Annotated in this window: 17 protein-coding genes; 6 read left to right on the plus strand and 11 right to left on the minus strand. The window is 62.8% G+C overall.

Annotated features, from left to right (window positions below; translation table 11 throughout):
- Positions 1–98 precede the first annotated feature (98 nt).
- The gene (locus tag LNV06_RS17965) at positions 99–884 is read left to right on the plus strand and encodes a substrate-binding periplasmic protein (protein ID WP_263539667.1); all 786 of its coding nucleotides are present in this window, start codon (positions 99–101) and stop codon (positions 882–884) included.
- Positions 885–969: 85 nt separating this feature from the next.
- Here the strand turns inward: LNV06_RS17965 and LNV06_RS17970 are convergent, their stop codons facing one another.
- Together LNV06_RS17970 and LNV06_RS17975 are read right to left on the minus strand one after the other, a co-directional pair.
- Positions 970–2,241, minus strand: coding sequence for a Glu/Leu/Phe/Val family dehydrogenase (locus tag LNV06_RS17970; RefSeq protein WP_263539668.1), 1,272 nt, complete (start codon positions 2,239–2,241; stop codon positions 970–972).
- 157 nt (positions 2,242–2,398) lie between these two features.
- Complete coding sequence (locus tag LNV06_RS17975) at positions 2,399–2,974, minus strand: ABC transporter ATP-binding protein (protein WP_263539669.1); 576 nt, start codon at positions 2,972–2,974, stop codon at positions 2,399–2,401.
- On the opposite strand from LNV06_RS17975, the gene LNV06_RS17980 reads away from it, so the two are divergent.
- A complete protein-coding gene (locus LNV06_RS17980) occupies positions 2,973–3,983 on the plus strand; it encodes an alpha/beta hydrolase (protein ID WP_263539670.1) in 1,011 nt (336 codons plus the stop codon). The genes LNV06_RS17975 and LNV06_RS17980 overlap by 2 nt on opposite strands.
- 49 nt (positions 3,984–4,032) lie before the next feature.
- A complete protein-coding gene (locus LNV06_RS17985; RefSeq protein ID WP_263539671.1) occupies positions 4,033–4,647 on the plus strand; it encodes an urease accessory protein UreE in 615 nt (204 codons plus the stop codon).
- Positions 4,648–4,667: 20 nt separating this feature from the next.
- Here LNV06_RS17985 and kdpE read toward each other — a convergent pair whose 3' ends face one another.
- The 8 genes from kdpE to kdpF form a co-directional block, all read right to left on the minus strand.
- Positions 4,668–5,372: a two-component system response regulator KdpE gene (kdpE, locus tag LNV06_RS17990; protein ID WP_263539672.1), complete on the minus strand. Its 705-nt coding sequence runs from the start codon at positions 5,370–5,372 to the stop codon at positions 4,668–4,670.
- A complete protein-coding gene (locus LNV06_RS17995; RefSeq protein ID WP_263539673.1) occupies positions 5,369–8,146 on the minus strand; it encodes a DUF4118 domain-containing protein in 2,778 nt (925 codons plus the stop codon). Before LNV06_RS17995 ends, kdpE begins: the two co-directional genes overlap by 4 nt.
- A gap of 123 nt (positions 8,147–8,269) precedes the next feature.
- Positions 8,270–9,244 (minus strand): magnesium and cobalt transport protein CorA, encoded by a 975-nt coding sequence (locus LNV06_RS18000; protein WP_263539674.1) that lies wholly within the window; start codon positions 9,242–9,244, stop codon positions 8,270–8,272.
- A 27-nt stretch (positions 9,245–9,271) separates the two neighbouring features.
- Positions 9,272–10,105 carry a TorF family putative porin gene (locus tag LNV06_RS18005; RefSeq protein WP_263539675.1) on the minus strand — a complete coding sequence of 278 codons (834 nt, stop codon included), beginning with the start codon at positions 10,103–10,105 and terminating at the stop codon, positions 9,272–9,274.
- Positions 10,106–10,237: 132 nt separating this feature from the next.
- Positions 10,238–10,816 (minus strand): potassium-transporting ATPase subunit KdpC, encoded by a 579-nt coding sequence (gene kdpC, locus LNV06_RS18010; RefSeq protein WP_263539676.1) that lies wholly within the window; start codon positions 10,814–10,816, stop codon positions 10,238–10,240.
- A 17-nt stretch (positions 10,817–10,833) separates the two neighbouring features.
- Positions 10,834–12,966 carry a potassium-transporting ATPase subunit KdpB gene (kdpB, locus tag LNV06_RS18015; protein ID WP_263539677.1) on the minus strand — a complete coding sequence of 711 codons (2,133 nt, stop codon included), beginning with the start codon at positions 12,964–12,966 and terminating at the stop codon, positions 10,834–10,836.
- Positions 12,967–12,977: 11 nt separating this feature from the next.
- Positions 12,978–14,774 carry a potassium-transporting ATPase subunit KdpA gene (gene kdpA / locus LNV06_RS18020; RefSeq protein WP_263539678.1) on the minus strand — a complete coding sequence of 599 codons (1,797 nt, stop codon included), beginning with the start codon at positions 14,772–14,774 and terminating at the stop codon, positions 12,978–12,980.
- 1 nt (position 14,775) lies between these two features.
- Positions 14,776–14,865: a K(+)-transporting ATPase subunit F gene (kdpF, locus tag LNV06_RS18025; RefSeq protein ID WP_263539679.1), complete on the minus strand. Its 90-nt coding sequence runs from the start codon at positions 14,863–14,865 to the stop codon at positions 14,776–14,778.
- A gap of 641 nt (positions 14,866–15,506) precedes the next feature.
- On the opposite strand from kdpF, the gene LNV06_RS18030 reads away from it, so the two are divergent.
- From LNV06_RS18030 to LNV06_RS18040, 3 genes are all read left to right on the plus strand, one after another.
- Positions 15,507–16,310 carry a PEP-CTERM sorting domain-containing protein gene (locus LNV06_RS18030; RefSeq protein ID WP_263539680.1) on the plus strand — a complete coding sequence of 268 codons (804 nt, stop codon included), beginning with the start codon at positions 15,507–15,509 and terminating at the stop codon, positions 16,308–16,310.
- Positions 16,311–16,450: 140 nt separating this feature from the next.
- The gene (locus tag LNV06_RS18035; RefSeq protein ID WP_263539681.1) at positions 16,451–18,781 is read left to right on the plus strand and encodes a CehA/McbA family metallohydrolase; all 2,331 of its coding nucleotides are present in this window, start codon (positions 16,451–16,453) and stop codon (positions 18,779–18,781) included.
- 22 nt (positions 18,782–18,803) lie between these two features.
- Positions 18,804–19,436 carry an NF038129 family PEP-CTERM protein gene (locus LNV06_RS18040; RefSeq protein WP_263539682.1) on the plus strand — a complete coding sequence of 211 codons (633 nt, stop codon included), beginning with the start codon at positions 18,804–18,806 and terminating at the stop codon, positions 19,434–19,436.
- Between the two features lie 76 nt (positions 19,437–19,512).
- On the opposite strand, the gene LNV06_RS18045 is transcribed toward LNV06_RS18040, so the two are convergent.
- Positions 19,513–21,633 (minus strand): TonB-dependent receptor plug domain-containing protein, encoded by a 2,121-nt coding sequence (locus tag LNV06_RS18045; protein ID WP_263539683.1) that lies wholly within the window; start codon positions 21,631–21,633, stop codon positions 19,513–19,515.
- Between the last annotated feature and the right edge of the window lie 179 nt (positions 21,634–21,812).

Below are 21,812 nucleotides of genomic sequence, written 5' to 3' on the forward strand. Positions count from 1 at the left end.
GTGCTCTTCAAGCGGGGCGCAAGGCCGGCGCCACCGCTGAGCCCACCGGAGTGCCTGCTATGCTGCGCTCGCTTTCTAACAAGAGGGAGAGGGTGTCAATGCGCAGCAGGATCTCGGGTCTGCTTGTCTGGATACTGGCCAGCTTCAGCGTGGCGCCAGCACTTGCCGCTGAGAGCGCTTCTTGGCACTTTGTCACCGAGCCTTTTCCGCCCTACACCTATGAAAGCAAAGGCCGGGCCGCCGGCCCCATGGTCGACGTGCTGGAGGCGGTCTGCGCGCAGCTCAAGCGCAGTTGCAAGATCGAGGTCTTGCCCTGGCGCCGCGGACTGCGCTTGGCCCAGAAGGGCGAGGTCGACGGTATCTTCACGATTCTGGACACGCCCGAGCGGCGCAGCTTCTTCCACATCAGCTTGCCGGTGATCGATGCCCGTTACAGCCTGTTCGCCCAAGCGGGTGCGGACTTCCGCTTTGAAGGCGATCGTCAGCAACTGAAGGGGCGAACCATCGGCGTCTACGGCCCCTCCGGCAGCTCCTATGCGCTGGACCAGTTGATCGAGGGCGTGGTCGAGGTTCAAAAGGTGATCGAGTACGACAACATCACCGTGTTGCGCAAACTTGCGGCTGGGCGCTACGGGCCGCTGGGCTTGGTGCTCATCAATGAAGCGGTTGGCTTGCACCTGATTCGCTCTGAAAAGCTGTCCGGCCTGCAAGCGGCAGGCACCGTCAAACAGTTCAGTTATGCCTTTGGACTGAACCGCGCCCGTGTCTCAACGGACGATGCCAAGGCCTTCGACGCCGCCTTGTCCGGCCTGTGCAGCAGTGGCCGCACCGCAGCATTGTTGAAGCCCTATGCCCTGCCGGCGGCGGCCTGCAAGCATTCCTGAAGAACCTCCTCGCTACGGCGCTCGTGCCCGCATGAAAAAAGGCCACCCGAGGGTGGCCTTTTGTTTACCTCAGTCCCTTAAGACATCAAGGATAGAGACCGCGCTCTTCGCGCGCTTCCAGCACGCGGGTGCAAGCCACCACGAAGGCTGCGGTGCGCAGGCTGATGCGGTGCTGCTCCGACACATCCCAGATGTGCTTGAAGGCGCCGGTGATGATCTTGTCCAGGCGGACATTGATTTCGTCTTCGGTCCAGAAGAAGCTGCTGAAGTCTTGCACCCACTCGAAGTAGGACACGGTCACGCCGCCCGAGTTGGCGATCACGTCCGGCACCACCACGATGCCACGGTCCGCCAGCACGGCGTCGCCGTCCGGCGTGGTCGGGCCGTTGGCGCCTTCCAGCACCAGGCGGGTTTGCAGGCCCTCGGCGCGCTCTTTGCTGATCTGGCCTTCCAGCGCAGCCGGGATCAGGACATCGCTCTTGACCTTCCAGAAGTCTTCGTTGGCGATCTTGTCGCCGCCGCTGAAGCCGCCCACGCCGCCGGTCTTGGCCACATGGTCGAGCAGGTTTTGCATATCAAAACCGCGCTCGTTCAGGATGGTGCCGGTGTGGTCTTGCACGCAGACGATGCGCGCGCCGCTGGCCGCGAACAGCTTGGCCGCGATGGAGCCCACATTGCCGAAGCCTTGCACGGCGATGCGAGCGCCTTCCATCTCGATGCCCAGACGGCGCATCGCTTCACGACCGATCACGAAGACCCCACGGCCGGTGGCTTGCACACGGCCCAGCGAACCGCCCAAGGCGATGGGCTTGCCGGTGACAACACCGGTCGCGGTGGCGCCGACGTTCATCGAGTAGGTGTCCATCATCCAGGCCATGATCTGGCCATTGGTGTTGACGTCGGGCGCAGGAATGTCCTGCTGCGGGCCAATGATGATGCCGATTTCGCTGGTGTACCGGCGTGTAACTTTTTCCAGTTCTTTTTGCGAGAGCTGCTTGGGATCCAAGCGGATGCCGCCCTTGGCGCCACCGTAAGGCAGGTTGACGGCCGCGTTCTTGATCGTCATCCAGGCCGACAGGGCCATCACTTCTTCCAGCGTCACATCGGGGTGGTAACGCACGCCGCCCTTGCCCGGGCCGCGGGTCAGGCTGTGCTGGACGCGATAGCCTTCATAGTGCGCGATGGTGCCGTTGTCGAGCTCGATCGGCACATCCACAATCAGCGCCCGCTTGGGGCGGCGCAGTGTTTCGACCCAGCGCGCCAGATGACCCAAATAGGGCTCCACCGCATCGATCTGAGACAGGTAAGTGCCCCAGGGGCTGTTGCGCGTGGGCGCAACAAAAGACAGGTTGGACATTCGGTAATGCTCCGTAACTTTTGGTGGCCCGAACGGTATCTCGACTTCGATACCGCTCGCCCCCAAAAGCCAAGCCGTGTCTACATGCCGCTATGCGGCTTGCGCATAACCTTGCAAAACACGGCGGCAGTCCTGCCGGAGTGCTGTCCCGCGCGACTCAGTTCCAGTCGTAAGTGAGCTTGAGCATGACGCCTGCATCGCCCAGCATATTCAGCTGAGCCGCCATCTTGTTGTCAAAGTTCCAACCCAGACCGACCAGCACGCCAGGCGAGAAGCCTCGGTAGTTGAAGGGCACCTTGTCTTTGAATTCACCCTTGTAGCCGTACAGAATGCCGGCCGACCATTGGGCATAGAGCTTGGGGTAGCTGGCCATCAAGCCGGTGTAGCGCTTGCCCACATAGACAAAGCCGCTCTCCTGGCCGAAGGAATTGCTGAAAAAAGACGCGCCGGCCAACCAGTCGTTGTGCTGCTGACGCTCAATGCCCACCGCCCACACATAGCGGTGCTCGGGGCTGGGGTGAAAATGCAAGGTGTAAGGGGAGACCGCGAGACGCCAATGGCCTTGGCTGTCATCCAGTGCTTCGCTCAGCTCGGAGGCCGAGGCCGAAGAAGCCGCGAAGGGCACAGCCGCCAACAAGGCCATCCCCATCGACAAGGACCTAGACAGCATGGCAAAACGAGATTTGCGCAAGAGCGACAAGCCGGTGAGGCATGGGGCGGTAAGAAATTTCATGGCGCGCATTCTCGCCCATCGCCATGACGGGCTCCTAGGGGCTTGGCCCAAGTGCTGCGCCTTGGCACTTGCGGTGTCGGCCAGCGCGCTTTCCGGATGCGCCTGGCTCAGCGACAAAGAGCGTGCCCTGGTGCTGCGCCCCTCGCCCGGCCGACCGGCGGCTTTTGAAGCCGAAGATGCCGGCCTGCGCCCTGGTGATCAGCGCTATGTCTTGAACGTCCCGGCCATGCAAACAACGGCGAACGACACCAGCGCCGAAGACCGGCTGGCGGTGTGGTGGCTGCCGCACCCCAACCCGCAAGCGCCCACCTTGCTCTACTTGCACGGCACGCTGCGCAATCTGTATGAGAACCTGCCCAAGATCGAGGCGGTGCGCGATGCGGGCTATGCGGTGCTGGCGGTGGACTACCGGGGCTGGGGCGACAGCAGTCCCATCATCCCTTCGGAGGCCAGCATTGATGCCGACGCCGCGCGGGCCTGGGCCGAATTGGTGAAGCGCCAGCCCGACCCGAGCCAGCGCGTCATCTTTGGCCACTCGATGGGTGGCGCGGTGGCGGTCAGCCTGGCCAGCCAGCTGCGCCGCGGCGTCGACTACGGCGGTCTGGTGCTGGAGGCCACTTTCACCCGCATGCCCGATGTGGCGGCCTCGGCCGGCACCTTAGGCCGCATCGGCGCGGCCATCACTTCGCTGAAATTCGAGTCCATCAACAAAATCTCGCGCGTCGACGCGCCCACGCTCATCCTGCATGGCGATGCCGACAAGCTGGTGCCGGTGGACCTGGGCCGGCGCCTGCGTGACGCCGCCCAGCCCGGCGTCTGCTGGGTGGAAATTGCCGGCGGCAGCCACAGCGGCCTGCACCGCGAAGCCGCCGAGCGCTACAAGCAATCCTTGCAAGGCTTGGTCAGCGTCTTGCCACCCCGCTTCTCCGGTCCCGAGGCAAGGCCTTGGCCGGCCGGGGTTTGCTCGGCGATCAGCACAGCGCCCCAGGCGAATGCCGTAAAGTCTTGACTCATCTTCACCTGAACCCGCGCCGCCCAAACGCGCGCACTGAGTCCCCATGCTGATCATCAACAAACTGCTGCCCCAAGGGGCCGGCCTGGCCCCGGTGCTGCTCAAGCGCGCCGGCGTCTTGTCTTTGCCCTTTGCGGCGCGCCAGCACCACGAAGCCAATCTCAGCGATGGCCAAGGCCATGAACTGGGCCTGCGCTTGCCGGCCGGCACCACGCTGCGCGGGGGCGATGTGCTGGTGGCCGAAGACGGCTCGCTGATGCGCGTCGAGGCCGTGGCCGAGCCCCTGCTGCTGGTGCGCCCTTCCGCCCAGCAGGGCCTGGGTGACTTGCTGCGCCTGGCCCACCAGCTGGGCGAAATGCATGTGCATATGGAAGCACATGAAGACCATCTGCGCCTGCCCGGCGACCCGGAGCTGGCTCAGTGGTTGGAGCGCCAGCATTTCGCCCTGGCGCCGCTGGAAGCGCCCTTCGATCCACCGGCCTTGCTGAGCCAGCTGCCCGAGGTGCGGGCGCATCAAGAGGGCCATGTACACGGCCCCGGCTGCGGGCACGACCACGCGCACGATCATGGTCACGATCACCAACATGGCCACGCGCACGATCACGGGCACGACCATGGCCACGGTCATGTGCATGGCCCCGGCTGCAAGCACGATCACTGATCTCTCAGTGACTCAGGGGCTCAAGGCATCAGCCGATAGCCCACCGCCGTCTCGGTCAAGAGGTGCTGAGGCTGGGCCGGAATGGCTTCCAGCTTCTGGCGTAGATTGCCCATATAGACGCGCAGATAGTGGTTGTCTTCCACATGGCTGGGGCCCCACACGGCCTTCAGCATCTGCCGATGCGTCAACACCTTGCCGGCATTGGCGATCAGATGCGTCAATAGCCGGTACTCGATGGGCGTCAGATGCACCGACTCGCCATCGCGCAGCACCCGGCGCGCCACCAGATCCACCTCCACCGCGCCAAAGCGAAACAGCGTCTGCGCCGGCTCGCCGCTCTTGGCGGCCGACTGGCTGCGACGCTGCGCCACCCGCACCCGCGCCAGCAACTCGCCCACGCCAAAAGGCTTGGTCAAATAGTCATCAGCGCCCGCGTCCAGCGCCGCGATCTTGTCGGCCTCGCCCGAACGCGCCGACAGCACGATCACCGGCACGCCTGACCAGCTGCGCAAGTCCTTCAGGTAGTTGAGGCCATCGTCGTCGGGCAGGCCCAGGTCCAGAATGACCAGATCGGGCCGGCGCGTGCCCGCGTCCACCAAGCCTTGGCGCACGGTTTCGGCCTCGTGGACCTGCCAGCCTTCGGCTTCCAGCCCCATGCGTACAAAGCGGCGGATGCTGGGTTCGTCTTCGACGATCAAGGCAATGGGTTGAGGATCAAGACTCATAGACCTTCCGGGGCTGCAGTTTTTTCTTCGTCGTGGTCTTCTTCGCCCGCTTCGGGCAAGACGGTGGGCGGCTCGCCCAGCGGCAGGCTGAGCACAAAGCTGGCGCCACCTTGCTCGCCAAAAGCGCTGCTGCGCTCGGCCCAGATGCGGCCGCCATGAACTTCCACAATGGCCCGGCAGATCGCCAGACCCAGGCCCACGCCCGGCGTGCTGGACTCACTGTTGCCCCGCGTGAACTTGGCAAACAACTGTTCCTCGCGGCCGGCCGGCAGACCCGGCCCATTGTCGGCCACGCTCAGCAGCAAGCGGTCTGGCTCCAGCCGAGCACTCAGCAGAATCTGACTGCCGGCCGGCGTGTACTTGCTGGCGTTCTCCAGCAGATTGCACAGCACACGCTCCATCAGCATCGCATCGAGATGCAGCAAAGGCAGACCGGCGGGAATCTGCAGCCGCAACTGATGCGCCGCCAAACTGGGCTGCATGGCTTGCAGCGCCGCGCCCAGCACCTCATCGATGGGTTGCCACTGCAAATTCATACGGACCGCGCCGCTTTGCAGCCTCGCCATGTCCAGCAAGTTGTTGACCATGGCGCTCACGCGCTGACTTTGCTGACGCAGCGACTCGCTCAACTCCTGCGCCGCGGCGGGCAACTCGCTCATGCCCGCCAAGGTCTGAGCCAGGCCATAGACCACCGCCAAGGGCGTGCGCAAATCATGCGAAAGCGCAGACAAGAGCGAGTTGCGCAGTCGCTCGCTCTCGATATGCACCAGCGCCTCTTGCGCCACCTCGACATAGTGCACCCGCTCCAGGGCCTGACCGATGATGCGGGCATAGGTCTCCAGCTGAGCGCGCAGCTCGGGCAGCATGACGCTGCGGCTGCTCGCCGGCTTCAAGGCCAAGACACCCCGCCGCCGCATCGGCGCGGCCAGCGGCAGATAGAACCAGGGGCTGCCGGCCAAGGTGTCGGTGGACAAACCTGCGGCCTGACCATGGTCCAGCGCCCAACGCGCGGTGCCCAGATCGGGCTGCTCGGCCAAGGGCAGCGCGCTTTGCCGGGGCGAGGGCTGCAGCTGGTCTTGCAAATCCAGGGTGTAGAGAAAGGCCTCGCCCCTGACTTCTTCGGCCAAGGTGGCCTCGCCCACCTGCAGCACCGCCTCGGTTTGCAAGGCGCCGGCCAGATCGCTGGTGAGTTCAAACAAGGCGCGGGCGCGGGCTTCGCGTTCGGTTGACACCTGGGCCTGGTAGCGCAGTCCGGCCATCAATTGCCCGGTCACCAGGCCGACCGCCAACATCACCGCAAAGGTCAACAGATACTGAACATCGGACACCGCAAAGCTCAGCTTGGGCTCGACAAAGAAGAAGTCGAACAGGCCCACGCTCATGAAGCTGGCCAAGACCGCCGGCCCGCGGCCCAACTTCAGCGCCACCCCAACCACCGCCAGCAAGAACAGCATGACGATATTGCTCTGAGCAAAGGCCGACTGCAGCGGCCAGCTGATCAGCGCCGTCAGGCCGCAAGCCGCTGCGGCCAAGCCATAGCGCGAGGCACGCGACTGCCATTGCTGCTCGCGCTGGCGCGCCTGTTGCTCTGCGGGGTCGACCAAGGCCTCGCGCCGCTGCACCTGCGGCAGCGCGGCCGCGACGGAAATCAAATCCAGCTCCGGCGCCAAGGCCGCCAACTGCTGATGCAGGGTTTGCGCACCGAAAGCGCGCCGCCAAGCTGGCAAGGCCTGCGCCCGGCCCAGCATCAGCTTGGACAGATTGTGTTCACGCGCATGCTGGATCAAGGCCGATGCCGGGTCTTGCGCCGCCAGCACGGCGGTATTCGCCCCTAACTCATGAGCCAGACGCACCACGCGCAAGATACGCTCGCGCTGCGCGTCGGGCAGTCGCTGCAAAGTCGGTGTCTCCACATAAACCGCATGCCAGGACACATTGAGCTGCTGCGCCAATTGCGCGGCGCTGCGCACCACACTTTCGGCCGCGGGCGTCGGCCCAATCGCACAAAGAATGGCGGCCTCGGTCTTCCAGACCTGGGCGATGCGTTCATTGCTGCGCCAGGCTTGCACCTCGTCTTCCACCCGGTCGGCAGTGCGGCGCAGCGCCAGCTCGCGCAAGGCCATCAAATTGCCCTTGCGGAAGAAGTTGCGCGCTGCCCGCTCGGCCTGGGGGCCAACGTAGACCTTGCCGGCCTTCAGCCGCGCCAGCAGCTCGTCCGCCGGGGTATCGACCATCACCACCTCGTCGGCGCGATCGAAAAAGGTGTCAGGCAGAGTCTCTTGCACCCGCACGCCGGTGATGCCGCCAATCACATCATTGAGGCTTTCCAGGTGCTGAACATTCAGCGTCGAATAGACGTTGATGCCTTGAGCCAGCAGCTCCTCCACATCTTGCCAACGCTTGGGGTGGCGGGAGCCCGGCACATTGGCATGCGCCAACTCATCTACCAGCACCAGGGCGGGCCGGCGCAGCAGCACCGCATCCAAATCAAACTCGGGCAGGCTTTTGCCGCGGTAGGCCACCTCTTTGAGCGGCAGCTGCGGCAGGCCCTCGAACATCGCGACCGTGTCGCTGCGGCCATGGGTGACCACCACCCCCGCCAGCACATCCACCCCTTCGGCCAGCAGCTTGCGCGCGGCCTGCAGCATGGCGTAGGTCTTGCCCACCCCGGCCGAGGAGCCGAAGTAGATGCGCAGCTTGCCGCGTGCAGCACTCTGTTCTTGCTCGCGCATGCGCTGCAAGAGGGCGTCGGGGTCAGGGCGTTCGTCAGTCATTGGCGGTCAGGCTCAATGCGGGCCGAGCGCCGGGCCGCCCCAAGCCGGACCGGCTTGCCAGCCGCCAGGCTGGCGCCCCCTCGGGGGGCCGGCCAAGGCTTTGCTTGGACGAGGGGCACCATCTCACAGCCAGCCAGCCTTTTTGAAGCGCCACCACAAGAGGCCGCAGACTGAGACGATCAAGCCTAGCGCCGCTGGGTAGCCCCAGGTCCATTTCAGCTCGGGCATATGCTCAAAGTTCATGCCCCAAATGCCAGCAAAGGCCGTGGCTGCGGCAAAGATCCCGGCCCAGGCGGCCAGTCGTTTGGTGACGTTGCTGTCGTCGATGGCGACCATGGAGAGATTGGCCTGGATGGCCGTGCCCAAGGTATCGCGCACCGAGTCGATGGCGCTCTCGATGCGGGCCAGATGGTCGGCCACATCGCGGAAGTAATCGCCAGTGCGGGCGCAAATCGGCGGGATGCGCCCGCCATGCAACTTGGAGAGCATCTCCAGCATCGGCGCCACCGCGCGGCGCAAGAGCATCAGCCGGCGTTTGAGCTCGTAGAGCCGCTTGATATTGTCGAGCTGCGCACCGCGCACAAAAATGCTCTGCTCAATCTCTTCCAGCTCCGACTCCAGCAGGTCGACGATGGGGAAGTAACGATCCACCACAGCGTCCATCAAGGCATACAGCACAAAGCTGGGGCCATGCGCCAAGAGCTCGGGCTCGCGCTCACAGCGCTCGCGCACGCCGAGGAAATGCAGCTTGCTGCCGCGCCGCACCGACAGCACATAGTTGGCGCCCACAAAAACCGCCACTTCGCCCAGGCTGAGGTCGCCGCCGACCCAATCGACCAAGTGCATGACGGCGAACAGGTCTTCGCCGTACTCTTCGAACTTGGGTCGCTGCTGCCCGGAGATCGCATCCTCCACGGCCAGCGCATGCAAATTGAAGAGCCGGCGATAGGGCTCCAGCTCAGTAGGCTCAGGGTCGCGCAGGGCGATCCAGACGAAGCAGTCGGGCCGCTCCAAATAGGAAGCCAGCTCTTCGGAGCGCTCGGGCACCAGATCGGCCAGCTTCTTGCCGTGTTGATAGACCGCGCAGTTGATCAGCATGGCCCGATTGTCCCCTGAAGCTCGTGCTTAGAAGCTCTTGCCGACGCTGACCAGCAGACCCGTCTTGCCCAACTGTTTGGCGTCTTGACCGGCGGCGTTGCCGGCTTGATAGAAATCGCGCTTGGCATTGCTGCCCACCACGGCGGCGCTCCAGTTCAGGCCCAGCATTTCTTTGCTGATTGAAAGCTTGGCATCGGTATAGGACAGCTCGCCATAGTTGCGCACATGCAGATAGCCCAGGTGTGCGCCCAGGGTCAGGCCTTGGCCGAGGTCGAAGTTGTAATTCAGATCCAGATAGGCGCTGCCCTTGGAGCTGCCCTTCGCCGCCAAACTGTTGAAGTAGGCAAAGCCGGCGGTGTCGCTGTTGAGGCCGAAGTAATCGGTGGCGGCCACCGACAGCTTGGCGCTGAAGGCCCCTGCGCTGATGCCAGCGTACAGATCCAGATTGTCATAGGCCTTATTGCTGGCCACGCCGGGCGCGCTGTTGAGCTTGGCACCGGGGTAGACATAGGCCAGCGCGCCGAGGTCCAGGGTCAGGTCTTGGGTCAGCGAGAACTTGAAGCCGCCGTACAAATCCAGCTCCAGGCCGGCGCCGTTGTTATAGCTATTGCCCGACACGTTCGAGGCCCAGGTGCCGGCATAAAAGCCGCTGCGATGGGCATAGTCAAAACCGCCCTGCAGCGCGGGCAGACGCCAGGTCTGGCTGATGCCACGGAAGCGGTAGTCGCTGTTGAGGCTGAGGTTGCCGGTCAGTGTGTGTTCGGGGCTAGCGGCAGCGGCAGGTGCCGCGTCTTGCGCTTGGACGGAGCCGGCGAACAAGGCGGCAAGCGCCAGGGACAAAGTGCTGATGTTTTTCTTCATATTGCGAGACTCGCGAGAAATAAAAGACGATGGAGCCCCTCCCTCGTAAAGCGCCTTGATGGCTGTTTTCCGAGGGCTCCACCGGGACCCAAGGGTCCAGAAAGCTTTACAGGGGAAAGATCAGTGATGGGCTCAGGGCTTGGCGGCGTCGAGCGCCAGGTTCAGCTTGAGCACATTGACACGCGGCTCGCCCAAGACCTGCAGATCACGCGCCTCGGTGTTGGCGTCGATCAAACGCTGCAATTCCTTGGGAGGAATCAGACGCTCGCGCGAGATACGCCCGGCTTGGTAGCGAGCGGCGGCCATGCTGATGTGGGGGTCGAGCCCGCTGGCCGAGGCCGTGACCAAATCAGCGGGGATGGGCAGGGTGTTGCTTGGGTCCGCAACCTTCAAGGCCTCGATGCGAGACTTCACCGCGTCGGCCAGGGCCGGATTCAACGGGCCTTGATTGGAGCCGGAGGAACCTCCGGCGTTGTTGGCCATCGGCGCGGTGGCCGAGGGACGTCCCCAGAAGTACTTGGGCGAAGTGAAGTTCTGACCGATCAACTCGGAGCCGAGGAGCTTGCCGTCCTTGCTCTCAATCAAAGAGCCGGCGGCCTGCTTGGGGAAGAGCACTTGAGCGCCGCTGGTCACCAGCAGGGGATACAGCACACCGGTGGCCAAGCTCAGCAAAGCAAAGCTGACGATGGCGGGACGAAGATGTTTGATCATGATGAGGTTTCCAGTCCTTAGACAAGGTGCAGGGCAACCAAGAGCAGGTCAATCGCCTTGATGCCGATGAAGGGCACGATCAGGCCGCCCAAGCCGTAGATGGCGAGGTTGCGACGCAAAAGCGCAGCGGCGCCAATCGAGCGATAGGCCACGCCTTTGAGGGCCAGCGGGATCAGCGCAATGATGATCAGCGCGTTGAAAACCACCGCCGACAGAATCGCCGATGAGGGGCTGTGCAGCGCCATCACATTGAGTGCAGCCAGCTGCGGATAGACGCCCACAAACATGGCCGGGATGATGGCGAAGTACTTGGCCACATCATTGGCGATGGAGAACGTGGTCAGCGAACCGCGCGTCATCAAGAGCTGCTTGCCGGTCTCCACGATCTCCAGCAACTTGGTGGGGTTGGAATCCAGGTCCACCATATTGCCGGCTTCTTTGGCGGCCTGCGTGCCGGTGTTCATGGCCACGGCCACATCGGCCTGGGCCAGGGCCGGCGCATCGTTGGTGCCGTCGCCGGTCATGGCCACCAGGCGCCCTTCGGCCTGGTAGTCACGGATCAGTTTGAGCTTGGCCTCCGGTGTGGCTTCGGCGAGGAAGTCGTCCACCCCAGCTTCGGCAGCGATGGCAGCGGCCGTCAGCTTGTTGTCGCCGGTGATCATCACCGTCTTGATGCCCATGCGGCGCAGCTCGGCAAAACGCTCCTTGATGCCGCCCTTGACGATGTCTTTGAGCTCTACCGCGCCGAGCACGCGATTGCCTTCGGCCACCACCAGCGGCGTGCTGCCGCGACGAGCGATTTCGTCCACCGCCAGATTCACCTCGACCGGGAACCGGCCGCCCAAGGTCTCCACATGCTTGCGAATGGCATCGGCCGCGCCCTTGCGGATGCTACGGTTTGGTGCGGCAGCATCGCCGAAGTCGACGCCGCTCATGCGGGTCTGTGCGGTGAAGGGCACGAAGTGCGCTTGCAGGCTGCCCAGCTCACGCTCGCGCAGGCCATGCTTGGTCTTGGCCAGCACCACGATGCTGCGGCCTTCGGGTGTTTCGTCGGCCAGCGAGGACAGCTGCGCCGCATCGGCCAGCTGCGCTTCGCTGACGCCGGGGGCCGGCACAAAGGCGCTGGCCTGGCGGTTGCCCAGGGTGATGGTGCCGGTCTTGTCCAGCATCAACACGTCCACATCACCGGCCGCCTCGACGGCGCGGCCCGAGGTGGCGATCACATTGGCCTGCATCATGCGACTCATGCCGGCCACACCGATGGCCGAGAGCAGGCCGCCGATGGTGGTGGGGATCAAGCAGACCAAGAGCGAGACCAGCGCGGTGATCGAGACCACCGTGCCCGAGCCAGCGGCTTCGACGCTGAAGATCGAGTAGGGCAGCAAGGTCACCGTCACGACCAGGAACACCAAGGTCAGCGCCACCAGCAGAATCGTCAAGGCGATCTCGTTGGGAGTCTTCTGGCGTTTAGCGCCTTCCACCATGGCGATCATCCGATCCAGGAAGGATTCGCCGGGGTTCACGCCGATGCGTACCACCAGCCAGTCAGACAGCACCCGGGTGCCGCCTGTCACGGAGGAGAAGTCGCCTCCCGACTCGCGAATGACCGGAGCCGATTCGCCGGTGATGGCGCTTTCGTCCACCGAGGCCACGCCTTCGATCACCTCGCCGTCCAGCGGGATCATGTCACCGACTTCCACCAACACGACCGCGCCTTTGCGCAACTCGTCCGATTGCAGCGGATGCCATTTGGCGCCGTGGCGCGGTTCTTCCAGCTTCTTGGCCCAGGTGCGGGTTTTCAGGCCGCGCAGCGAGGCGGCTTGCGCCTTGGAGCGGCCCTCGGCCAGCGCCTCGGCGAAGTTAGCGAACAAGACCGTGAACCACAGCCACAGCGTGATCGCCAGGATGAAGCCCGAGCCTTCGCTACCGGCGACCTCGGCATTGCCCAGGCTCATCAGCCACAGCACCGTGGTCAGCAGCGAGCCAATATAAACCACGAACATGACGGGGTTGCGCCACTGATCACGCGGATTGAGCTTGGCAAAAGACTGGATCAAGGCGGGCTTGACCAGCTTTGGGTCCAGCAGCGAGAAGCTGGACTGGGTCGTTGTCGCCTGAGCGTTAGTCTTGGAGTTAGACGTTGTAGTCATGAGTTTCCCCCTCAAGCTTTCCAGAGCATCAAATGCTCAACAATGGGGCCGAGGGCCAGGGAAGGAACGTAGTTGAGCAAGCCCACCAGCAGCACGGTGCCGATCAGCAGACCCACAAACAGCGGGCCATGCGTGACCAGGGTGCCGCTGCCGACCGGAATGCGCTTCTTGGCGCCCAGGCTGCCGGCAATCGCCAGGACCGGCACGATCACACCAAAGCGCCCCAGCCACATCACCACACCGAGCAAGGTGTTGTAGAAGGGCGTGTTGGCCGAGAGGCCGGCGAAGGCCGAGCCGTTGTTATTGCCGGCCGAGGTCAAGGCGTAAAGAATCTCCGAGAAGCCATGCGCACCGGGGTTGGCCACACCGGCCTTGCCCGCATCGGCCAGCACCGCGATGGCGGTGCCGATCAGAACCACCAAGGGCGTGACCAAGATGGCGATGGACACCATCTTCATCTCATGGCTTTCGATCTTCTTGCCCAGGTACTCGGGCGTGCGGCCAATCATCAAGCCGGCAATGAAGACCGCCAGGATGGCGAACACCAGCATGCCGTACAGACCGGTGCCGACGCCGCCGAACACCACCTCGCCGAGTTGCATCATGACCAGTGGCACCAGGCCGCCGATCGGCGTCATCGAGTCGTGCATGCTGTTCACTGCGCCGCAAGAAGCGGCCGTGGTGATGACGGCAAACAGCGAACTGGCATTGACGCCGAAGCGGCTTTCTTTGCCTTCCATATTGCCGCCGGCCTGCAGACCGCTGGCCACCTGGTCGACACCCTGGCTGGCCAGGATCGGGTTACCGGCCTGCTCAGCACCGGTGGCCACCGCCACGGCAACGATGAACATCAAACTCATGGCGGCCAAGACGGCCACGCCCTGACGAGAGTCCCCTACCAACTGGCCAAAGCTGAAGCACAGCGCCGCGGGGATCAGAAAGATCGCCAGCATCTGCGCCAGATTAGACAGCGGCGTCGGGTTCTCATAGGGGTGGGCCGAATTGGCATTGAAGAAGCCGCCGCCATTGGTGCCCAGCATCTTGATGGCTTCTTGCGAAGCGACCGGGCCCATGGCCAAGGTCTGGGTGCTGGTGGAGGCGTCCTCGGTCACGACCTGACCCTTGTCATCCTTCAAGGGCTGACCATCGGCGCCCAATTTGGGGTTTTGATAGGCGGTCGCTTCCAGCGTGGTGACATCTTTGTAGGCATCAAAGTTCTGGATCACGCCTTGGCCGACCAGGAAAATGGCGAATACAAACGACAGCGGCAGCAGCACCCAAAGCGTGATGCGCGTGAGGTCGGCCCAGAAATTACCAATGGTCTTTTCCAGCTTGCCGGCAAAGCCGCGGATCAAGGCGAAGACGACCGCAATACCCGTCGCAGCAGAGACAAAGTTCTGCACCGTCAGGCCCAGCATCTGGCTCAAGTAGCTCATGGCGGACTCGCCGCCATAGCCCTGCCAGTTGGTGTTGGTGACGAAGCTGATGGCGGTGTTGAAGGCCGAGTCCGGCGTGATCGCGCCAAAGCCTTGCGGGTTCAGCGGCAACACATCTTGCAAGCGCTGCAGGCCGTAAACCACCAAGACGCCGATGAAGTTGAAGATCAGCAGGGCGAAGGCATATTGCTTCCAATGCATGCCTTCCTCAGGCTTGACACCAGCGAGCTTGTAGAAACCCGCTTCGACCCAGCGCAGACCACGTGGCAAGCGGCCTTGTGCGACCGCCGTCAGCCAGCGCGACAAGGGCCATGCGGAGGCTATCAGCAGCAGCATGAAAAGGGCCAGATTGACCCAGGCAAGCGAATTCATATCAGAAGTCCTCCGCGCGCAACAAGGCGACGACGAGGTAGGCAAAAAGACCGGCGGCGGCCAGGCCGCTCAGCCAATAAAGGGCGGTCATTGCTTGATCTCCAGCTTGTGGCTGGCCGCAGCCAGGCCGATGGCCAATGCAAAAACCAGGGCCGAAAGGCCAAGAAACACCCAATCCATGATGGGTTGCTCCATAAAAGTAGCGATGCCAGGAGCTTAGAAACGGCCGCCTCAAGGCCGTATAGAGCCTGTAGGGCTGGGTATCAAGATTGTGTAAAGAGCGGCGTTTTGGCGACGCCGCGACACAGGCCGGAAGTCAGTTGAAGACCCTGACTTCAAGCTTGAGGCAGCCGCTCGGGTGAGCCCGCTCCCAGCGCGAACTACCCCCTCCTTGACTCCCATCGTTCACCCCCTTGAATCGAGGGGGTTCGAGGGAAATTACCGAGCTTGCTGACACACGGTCGTCATCGAGCCTTCGCTATGCTCAAGCGCTGAAATGGCAGCAATAACTCAAGCTTCAAGCTGATCGGCCCGCGCCTCCAATCCGTGCGGAGATCGCACCAAATTGAAGGTTAGGGGCCGGCTGTTGGTTCTAAAACGGTGCGTCACCGCTATTTTTTTCAGCGCTACGCAAACGTTTGCGGATGTCCTGTTTTGCTATTTTTTTTCTTGCGCAGGCGCCTGTTTTAGCTCCCCGTCCACGCTTTCTTTTTATTCATTGGAGAACTCGAAATGTCTTTCAAACAATTGGCTTCCTTGTCCCTGATCGCCTCGGCCGCCGTGTTGGCCGCAGCCCCTGCGCAAGCCGCCATTACCGTGGCTGACGCCAATTTCGCTTACAGCCAAACGTTTGACACGCTGGCTTCGACGGGTACGACCAATACATGGGCCAATGACAGCTCGATCGCCGGTTGGAGTTTGTTCAAAACGACACCAACAACTGCGGTGACAGCCTATATCGGTGATACCGGCACATCCAATACTGGCGGCATTCACAGCTACGGCACGACGGCCGAGCGGGCCTTGGGAAGCATCGGCAGTACCAACTTCTCCATCGGCTGGATTGCTGTAGCCTTCAAGAACACCAGCGCTGACAGCTTCTCCGGTTTCAATATTTCTTTCGAAGGTGAACAATGGCGCGACGGCGGCGCAGCCGCACCCAATGCCCAAAAGATGGTGCTGGAATATGGCTTCGGCGCCACTTTTGACGCCGTCAGCACCTGGACCGCACCCGGCGGCAGCTTTGACTTTGCATCGCCTATGTTCACCAACACTGGCAGTGGCGCTGCCGTCGACGGCAACGCCGCCGGCAAGGTCAGCGGCCTGGGCGGCACCGTGAATGCTGCATGGGCCGCGAATGACACCCTGTGGGTGCGCTGGGTGGAGAAGAACGATGCAGGCAATGACCACGGTCTGGCCATCGACAACGTCAATCTGACGGTCGTCACCGCCGCCGTGCCAGAGCCGAGCTCCTACGCCATGTTGCTGGCGGGCCTGTTCGCTGTGGGCTTCGTGGCCAAGCGCCGCAAGATCTAAGCCATCGCAGATCTCGCGTCTGCTCAACAAGGCTGGCGTTCCAGAGGAGCGCCAGCCCTCCCTCGCCTGCATCTTCCTCTGTGCCCATCGGTCTGGCTGCTCTGCCAGATGCCCGATCAAGCCTCCCCACGCTTCCCCCTATGCAAACGCACACCCTCCAACGCGCCATCGCCCTGCTGCTGAGCGCATCGTCCAGCGGCCTGGTCATGGCTGGCAACATCAGCCCCGACCACCAAGAATTCGAAGCCACGCTGCACGTGCCCTTCCGGGCCGAAGCCGGCGCCATCGCTGAAGCGCGCCGCTTCACCTTGAAGTTCGAGTACCCCCAGGTGGAACTGGCACAAACGGTCTCTTGGCGCTTGGAATTGCTGGACCCCGCTGGCGCCTTGGTGCAGCGTTGGTATGGGGTGGAGACCTTGGTCAAAGGGGAGCTGGCCGTCAACGTGGATTGGGCCGGCCGTCAGTACGGCATGGCCGCAGCCGACGGCATTTACCAAGTTCGCCTGACCGCAAGCTCGGCCGTGGCCGCCGCCGAACTGCCTTCGGTTGGCGTGATGGCCGACTTTGTCGAAGCCCAGCTCGCGACGCCGGATGCTGAGTTGGTGGAACAAAGCTGGGACATGCAAGTGGGCCAAATCGCCGCACCGGCGATGCCCGCCTTCAAGCCCTTGGCGACTGCACGCAGCGCAGCCGTCGCCCCTAACGCGCGAACGCTACGCAGCGCACCCGCGCTGAGCACGACGGCAGCCGCCGCCGCGCAAGGCTTGCCTTACACCGTCTACCTGGGTAACTTGCACAGCCAAACCGGCCACAGCGATGGCGGCGGCACGCTCGGCAGCTGCACCGGCGAAAACCAACCCCAATCGAATATGGGTCAGGGTCCGACCCAGGCCTACCAATACGCCATGGACCGCGGCTTGGACATCTTGGTGACCTCCGAGCACAACCATATGTTCGACGGTGACACCGGCACCAACACCGCGCAAACCCCGGCCTACGCCAAGAATCTGTACCAATCCGGCTTGGCGGCGGCAGCCAACTTCAATGCCGCCCATCCCAAATTCCTCGGGGTCTACGGCATGGAGTGGGGCACCATCAGCGGCGGCGGCCACCTGAACATCTTCAACTCCAACGAGTTGCTGGGCTGGGAATACAACGCCAAGAACGAGTTGTTGGCCGATACCTTCACCGAGAAGAACAACGCGGCCAAGCTCTACACCTTGATGGCCCAAAAGGGCTGGGTGGGCCAGTTCAACCATCCGTCCAGCAGCGGTCAATACCTGGTGAACGGCGTGGCCCTGGGCTATACCGAGGATGGTGAAAAAGCGATGGCGCTGTGCGAGGTGATGAACACCCCGGCCTTCTCCAACACCACCAATGAGTCCGACAACGGCAATAGCGGCTATGAGGGCGCTTGCAAGAAGGCGCTGGAAGCCGGCTTCAAGATTGCCTTCACCACCAACCAGGACAACCACTGCGCCAACTGGGGCGCCTCGGGTACCAACCGCAACGGCATTCTGATCCCCACCGGCACGCCTTTGTCGAAAGACGCCTTCGTGGAGGCCCTAAAGGCACGCCGCGTCTTCGCCACCATGGACAAGACTTCGCAGCTGATCCTGACCGCCAATGGCCGTCTGATGGGCGAGAGCTTCCGCAATGCCGGCCCCTTGAATCTGGTCGCCAACTACGCACCCGGCGCCGGCAAAGCCGCGGCCACGGTGCAAATTTTCGAAGGCGTGCCCAAGCGCAATGGCACCATCACGCAGTTTTCGAGCCAAGCCGTCAACAACTTCACGCCGTCCTTGGGCGAGCATTTCTATTACGCCAAGATCACCCAGACCGACGGCAAGATCCTGTGGTCGGCCCCGGTGTGGGTCACCCAAGTTGCCGACACCGAAGCCCCGACCGTAACGGCCAGCGTCAGCGGTAGCAGCGGCCAAATCACCTTGAGCGCCAGCGCCAGCGACAACGTCGGCGTGACCCGCGTGGACTTCAATGTCGACGGCCAGCTCAAGGGCAGCAGCAACGCCGCCCCCTACGCGCTCAAGCTGGACTCCAGCCTGCTGAGCAATGGCAGCCACAGCGTCAATGCCGTGGCCTATGACGCCGCCAACAATGCAGGTAACTCGGGCAATGTCAGCTTCACGATTGCCAATGTCAGCGAGGTCAGCGCCTCAATCAGCGTGAGCCGCTCGGGCCTGGTCTACAACCGCGCCACCCAGCGCTACACCGGCACGATCACGCTGACGGCCCGACAAGCCGTGCAAGGCCCGCTGCAACTGCAAATTAATGGCTTGGCCAACGGCGTGACCGTGGACGGCGCCAGCGGCAGCCATGCCGGCGCGCCTTACCTCAGCTTGGGCACAGCCGGCCTGGCCGCAGGGGCCAGCGTGACGGTGCCCGTCAGCTTCATCAATCCCGCCAAGCTGAGCATCAGCTACGGCACCCAGATCTTCTCTGGCTCGTTCTAAGCCAATACAAGGACTCACTCCCATGTTCAACGACAACAAACCCAGCGCCTGGCTGCGCCGCCTGAGCGCCCTGGCCCTGATCTGCTCCGCCCTGCAAGCGCAAGCGGCCGACTATCACGCCGTCATCAACAGCAGCGGCATGAGCGGCAGCGCAGCGCTGGACTTTCAGTTCAACCCCGGCTCGCTGCCCGCCGTTGGCGCCAGCGTCACGCTGAGCAACTTCAGCGGTCTGCTGGGCGAGGTCATCTCGATCGATGGCGATGTGCAAGGCGCCTTGCCCGGCAGCGTCGTGCTGAGCAATAGCGGCAGCTACAACGACCTGTTTCAATCGGTGACCCTGGGCGGAACTTTCAGCTTCGACATCAGCTTCTCGGGCGACTTCAGCAGCAACAGCGGCAATGTCGGCACCAGCTTCGCGGTCGGACTGTTGGGCGGCGCGGGCCTGAACCAATACCTGGGCAACTCCGGCGGCAATCTGTTTCAGATCGAGCTGATGCCGATGAGTGGCGCGGCGCCCGCCAGCATCCAGTTGGTTCAAATGGACAGCAGCATCAGCGCAGTGACCGCCGCGGTGCCGGAGCCCTCCAGCTATCTGCTGATGCTGGGCGGCCTGGCCGCCTTGGGCGCTGTGGCGCGTCGACGCCAGATCGGCTGAAGAAACGGCCGGCAAAAAAGAGAAAGGGGCCAGTGGCCCCTTTCTTCATTTCAAGCTCGATTCGTCTGAAACGCGCTCAGAACTTGTACTCGAAGCCCACGTTCGGCATCAGGCCCAGCTCCGACACCTTCTTGCGCTTGCTGTAGTCGGCCGTGTACTCATAGCCGCTGATGTTGTCGCGGTTGTAGGCGTTGTTCAGCTCGAAGTAATAGCTGGCACGCTTCGAGTATTGCCAATCGGCGCGCAAGTCCAGGCGGTGGTAAGCCGGCAAGCGCTCGGAATTCAAATCACCATAGACCGGGCGCAGGCGGCCGCTGGCATCGCGCTGGGTACCGACCACGGGGGTGATCAGATTGCCGCTGTGATAGCTCCACTTGGCGCCATAGGTCCATTTGTCCGAGTACTTGTAGTTCCCCACCAAGCTGATCACCACCGGCTGGTCGTATTCAAACTTGAACTCCTTGCCGGTGATGTCGTTCTTGCGCTTGGTTTCCGCCAGGCTGACCGACAACCAACCGGAGAACTTGTCAGTCAGGTCCTTCTTGACGAAGAGCTCCAAACCCTTGGCTGTGCCGCTGCCGCCATTGATGTAGTTCAAGGTCGGGTCGCCCAGCACAAAGTCCTTGAACTTCTTCTGGTAGACCTCGGCCTTCACCGACCAGCCCTCAGCCAAACGCTGCGTCACACCCAGCACCGCCTGCTCCGCTTTTACATGGCCCAGCTTGGGATTACCGAATTCGCGCAAGACCGTGATGCCATCGGGGAACTCGTTATGTTTGCCCCAGCCGGCATTGATCACCGTGTCTTTCAGCGCGCGCCATTCCAGACCCAAACGCGGCTCGGTGTAGTTGCGCTTCAAATAGCCGTCATGGGTGTAGTGCACGCCCACCATGGCTGCGAAATTAGGCGTGAGCTGCCAGCGGTCCTTCAGGTAAAGATTGCCGTACTTGATCGACAAATTGTCTTGCAGCTCCTTGCGCGGCGCGCTGCTCAAATCACATTGCGGATCGAACTCGGTGCAGCGCGCGTCCAGCAGGTTCAGGCCCAGTTTGAGCTTATTGACAAAGCCGACAGCCCCCAGGGTTACATCATGGTCCTCACCCAGGCGCAAGCGCAGTTGGTCGCGCACAAAGTAGCTGTCTTGCTTCAGGTCCACATCGGCCGCCGATCCCGCCTGAGACTTGTTCTGGAAGTCCATATGGCCGATGGCCAGCTTGTTGCTGATTTGCGGACTCAGCACCGAGTCCCAGACCACCGCCTGGGTGTTGCTGGACAGATTGGCACGCGAGGTGCCGGCCAGTGCCGGCTCTTGAATGGCCACATCGCTATCGGCGGGGCGGAACAGCTTGAGCTTGTCGGCCGCGCCAGTGGCGTGGAAGGTCAGCTCGTTATTGGCATTCAAGCGCCAGACATATTTGCCTTGGTAGTCGCTGAAGGTCGGCATGCTGTAGATCACACCGCTGTCTTTGTCGGTTTGGTCTTTGCGGACGATCAGGTCGATATAGCTGCGCTTGGCGGCAAAGTAAAAACTCTGGTTTTGCGCCACCGGGCCTTCGACCAAGACATCGGCGCCGAGCAGGCCGACATTGAGCTGCCCACCCAAACGGTCGGTGCGCGGCTTGCGCAGAGTGATGTCCACCACGCCGCCATGCACATCGTCAAACTCCGGGCCAAAGGCGCCAGTGTAGAGGTCAAACTGTTTGACCAGATCTTTGTGCACCACGCTGAAGTAACCGCCCAGGTGATAGACATAGCCGACCGGCAGAAAGTCAATGTAATAGCTATTGTCCTCAGGGCGCGAGCCTCGGATGGCCGGGGCGGCATTGCTGTCACTGGTGGAGACAACGCCAGGCAGGCTTTGCAGGGCACGCATCGGATCGCCACCGGTGCCAGGCACGCGGCCAAGCTCTTCGCCGCTGAGCACAAACTTGCTGGCCGGCAGGCGGTTGGAGTTGACCTGCACCGGCGCCAGTTTTTGCGCCGTTTGCGCCGTTTGCGGCTCTTGGGTATTGGAGTCGGGCGCTTGGGCAACAGGTGCGTTGGCCTCGCTGCTTGGAGCTTGCGCCATGGCTTGGGCGGCAAGGCTGCTGCCCCAGATCGTCACCAGAGCCATCCAGACCGGGCGCAAGGGCGCGGCCTGCTGGGCCTGAAGCTTGGAGATCTGCCGATTCGACCGGCGCTGTGTACTGCTGTTCATAAACTCCCTCTGCAAGATATCGCGTGTTCTTTGGTGAAATCACCCGGGGCGCCATCAATCCGGCCCCAACGCTGCGATCCGAAGTCTCGCCGCTGTCTGCGACAAGCAAGCACCCAAGCCGCAAAGTCTCGGGTTTTGCTCCCGATGGTGGCGGCACTTGCCACCGTCAGCAAAAGTCA

Origin of the sequence: Paucibacter sp. Y2R2-4, assembly GCF_025717535.1 — a bacterium.
In the GTDB taxonomy this organism is placed as follows: domain Bacteria; phylum Pseudomonadota; class Gammaproteobacteria; order Burkholderiales; family Burkholderiaceae_C; genus Paucibacter_A.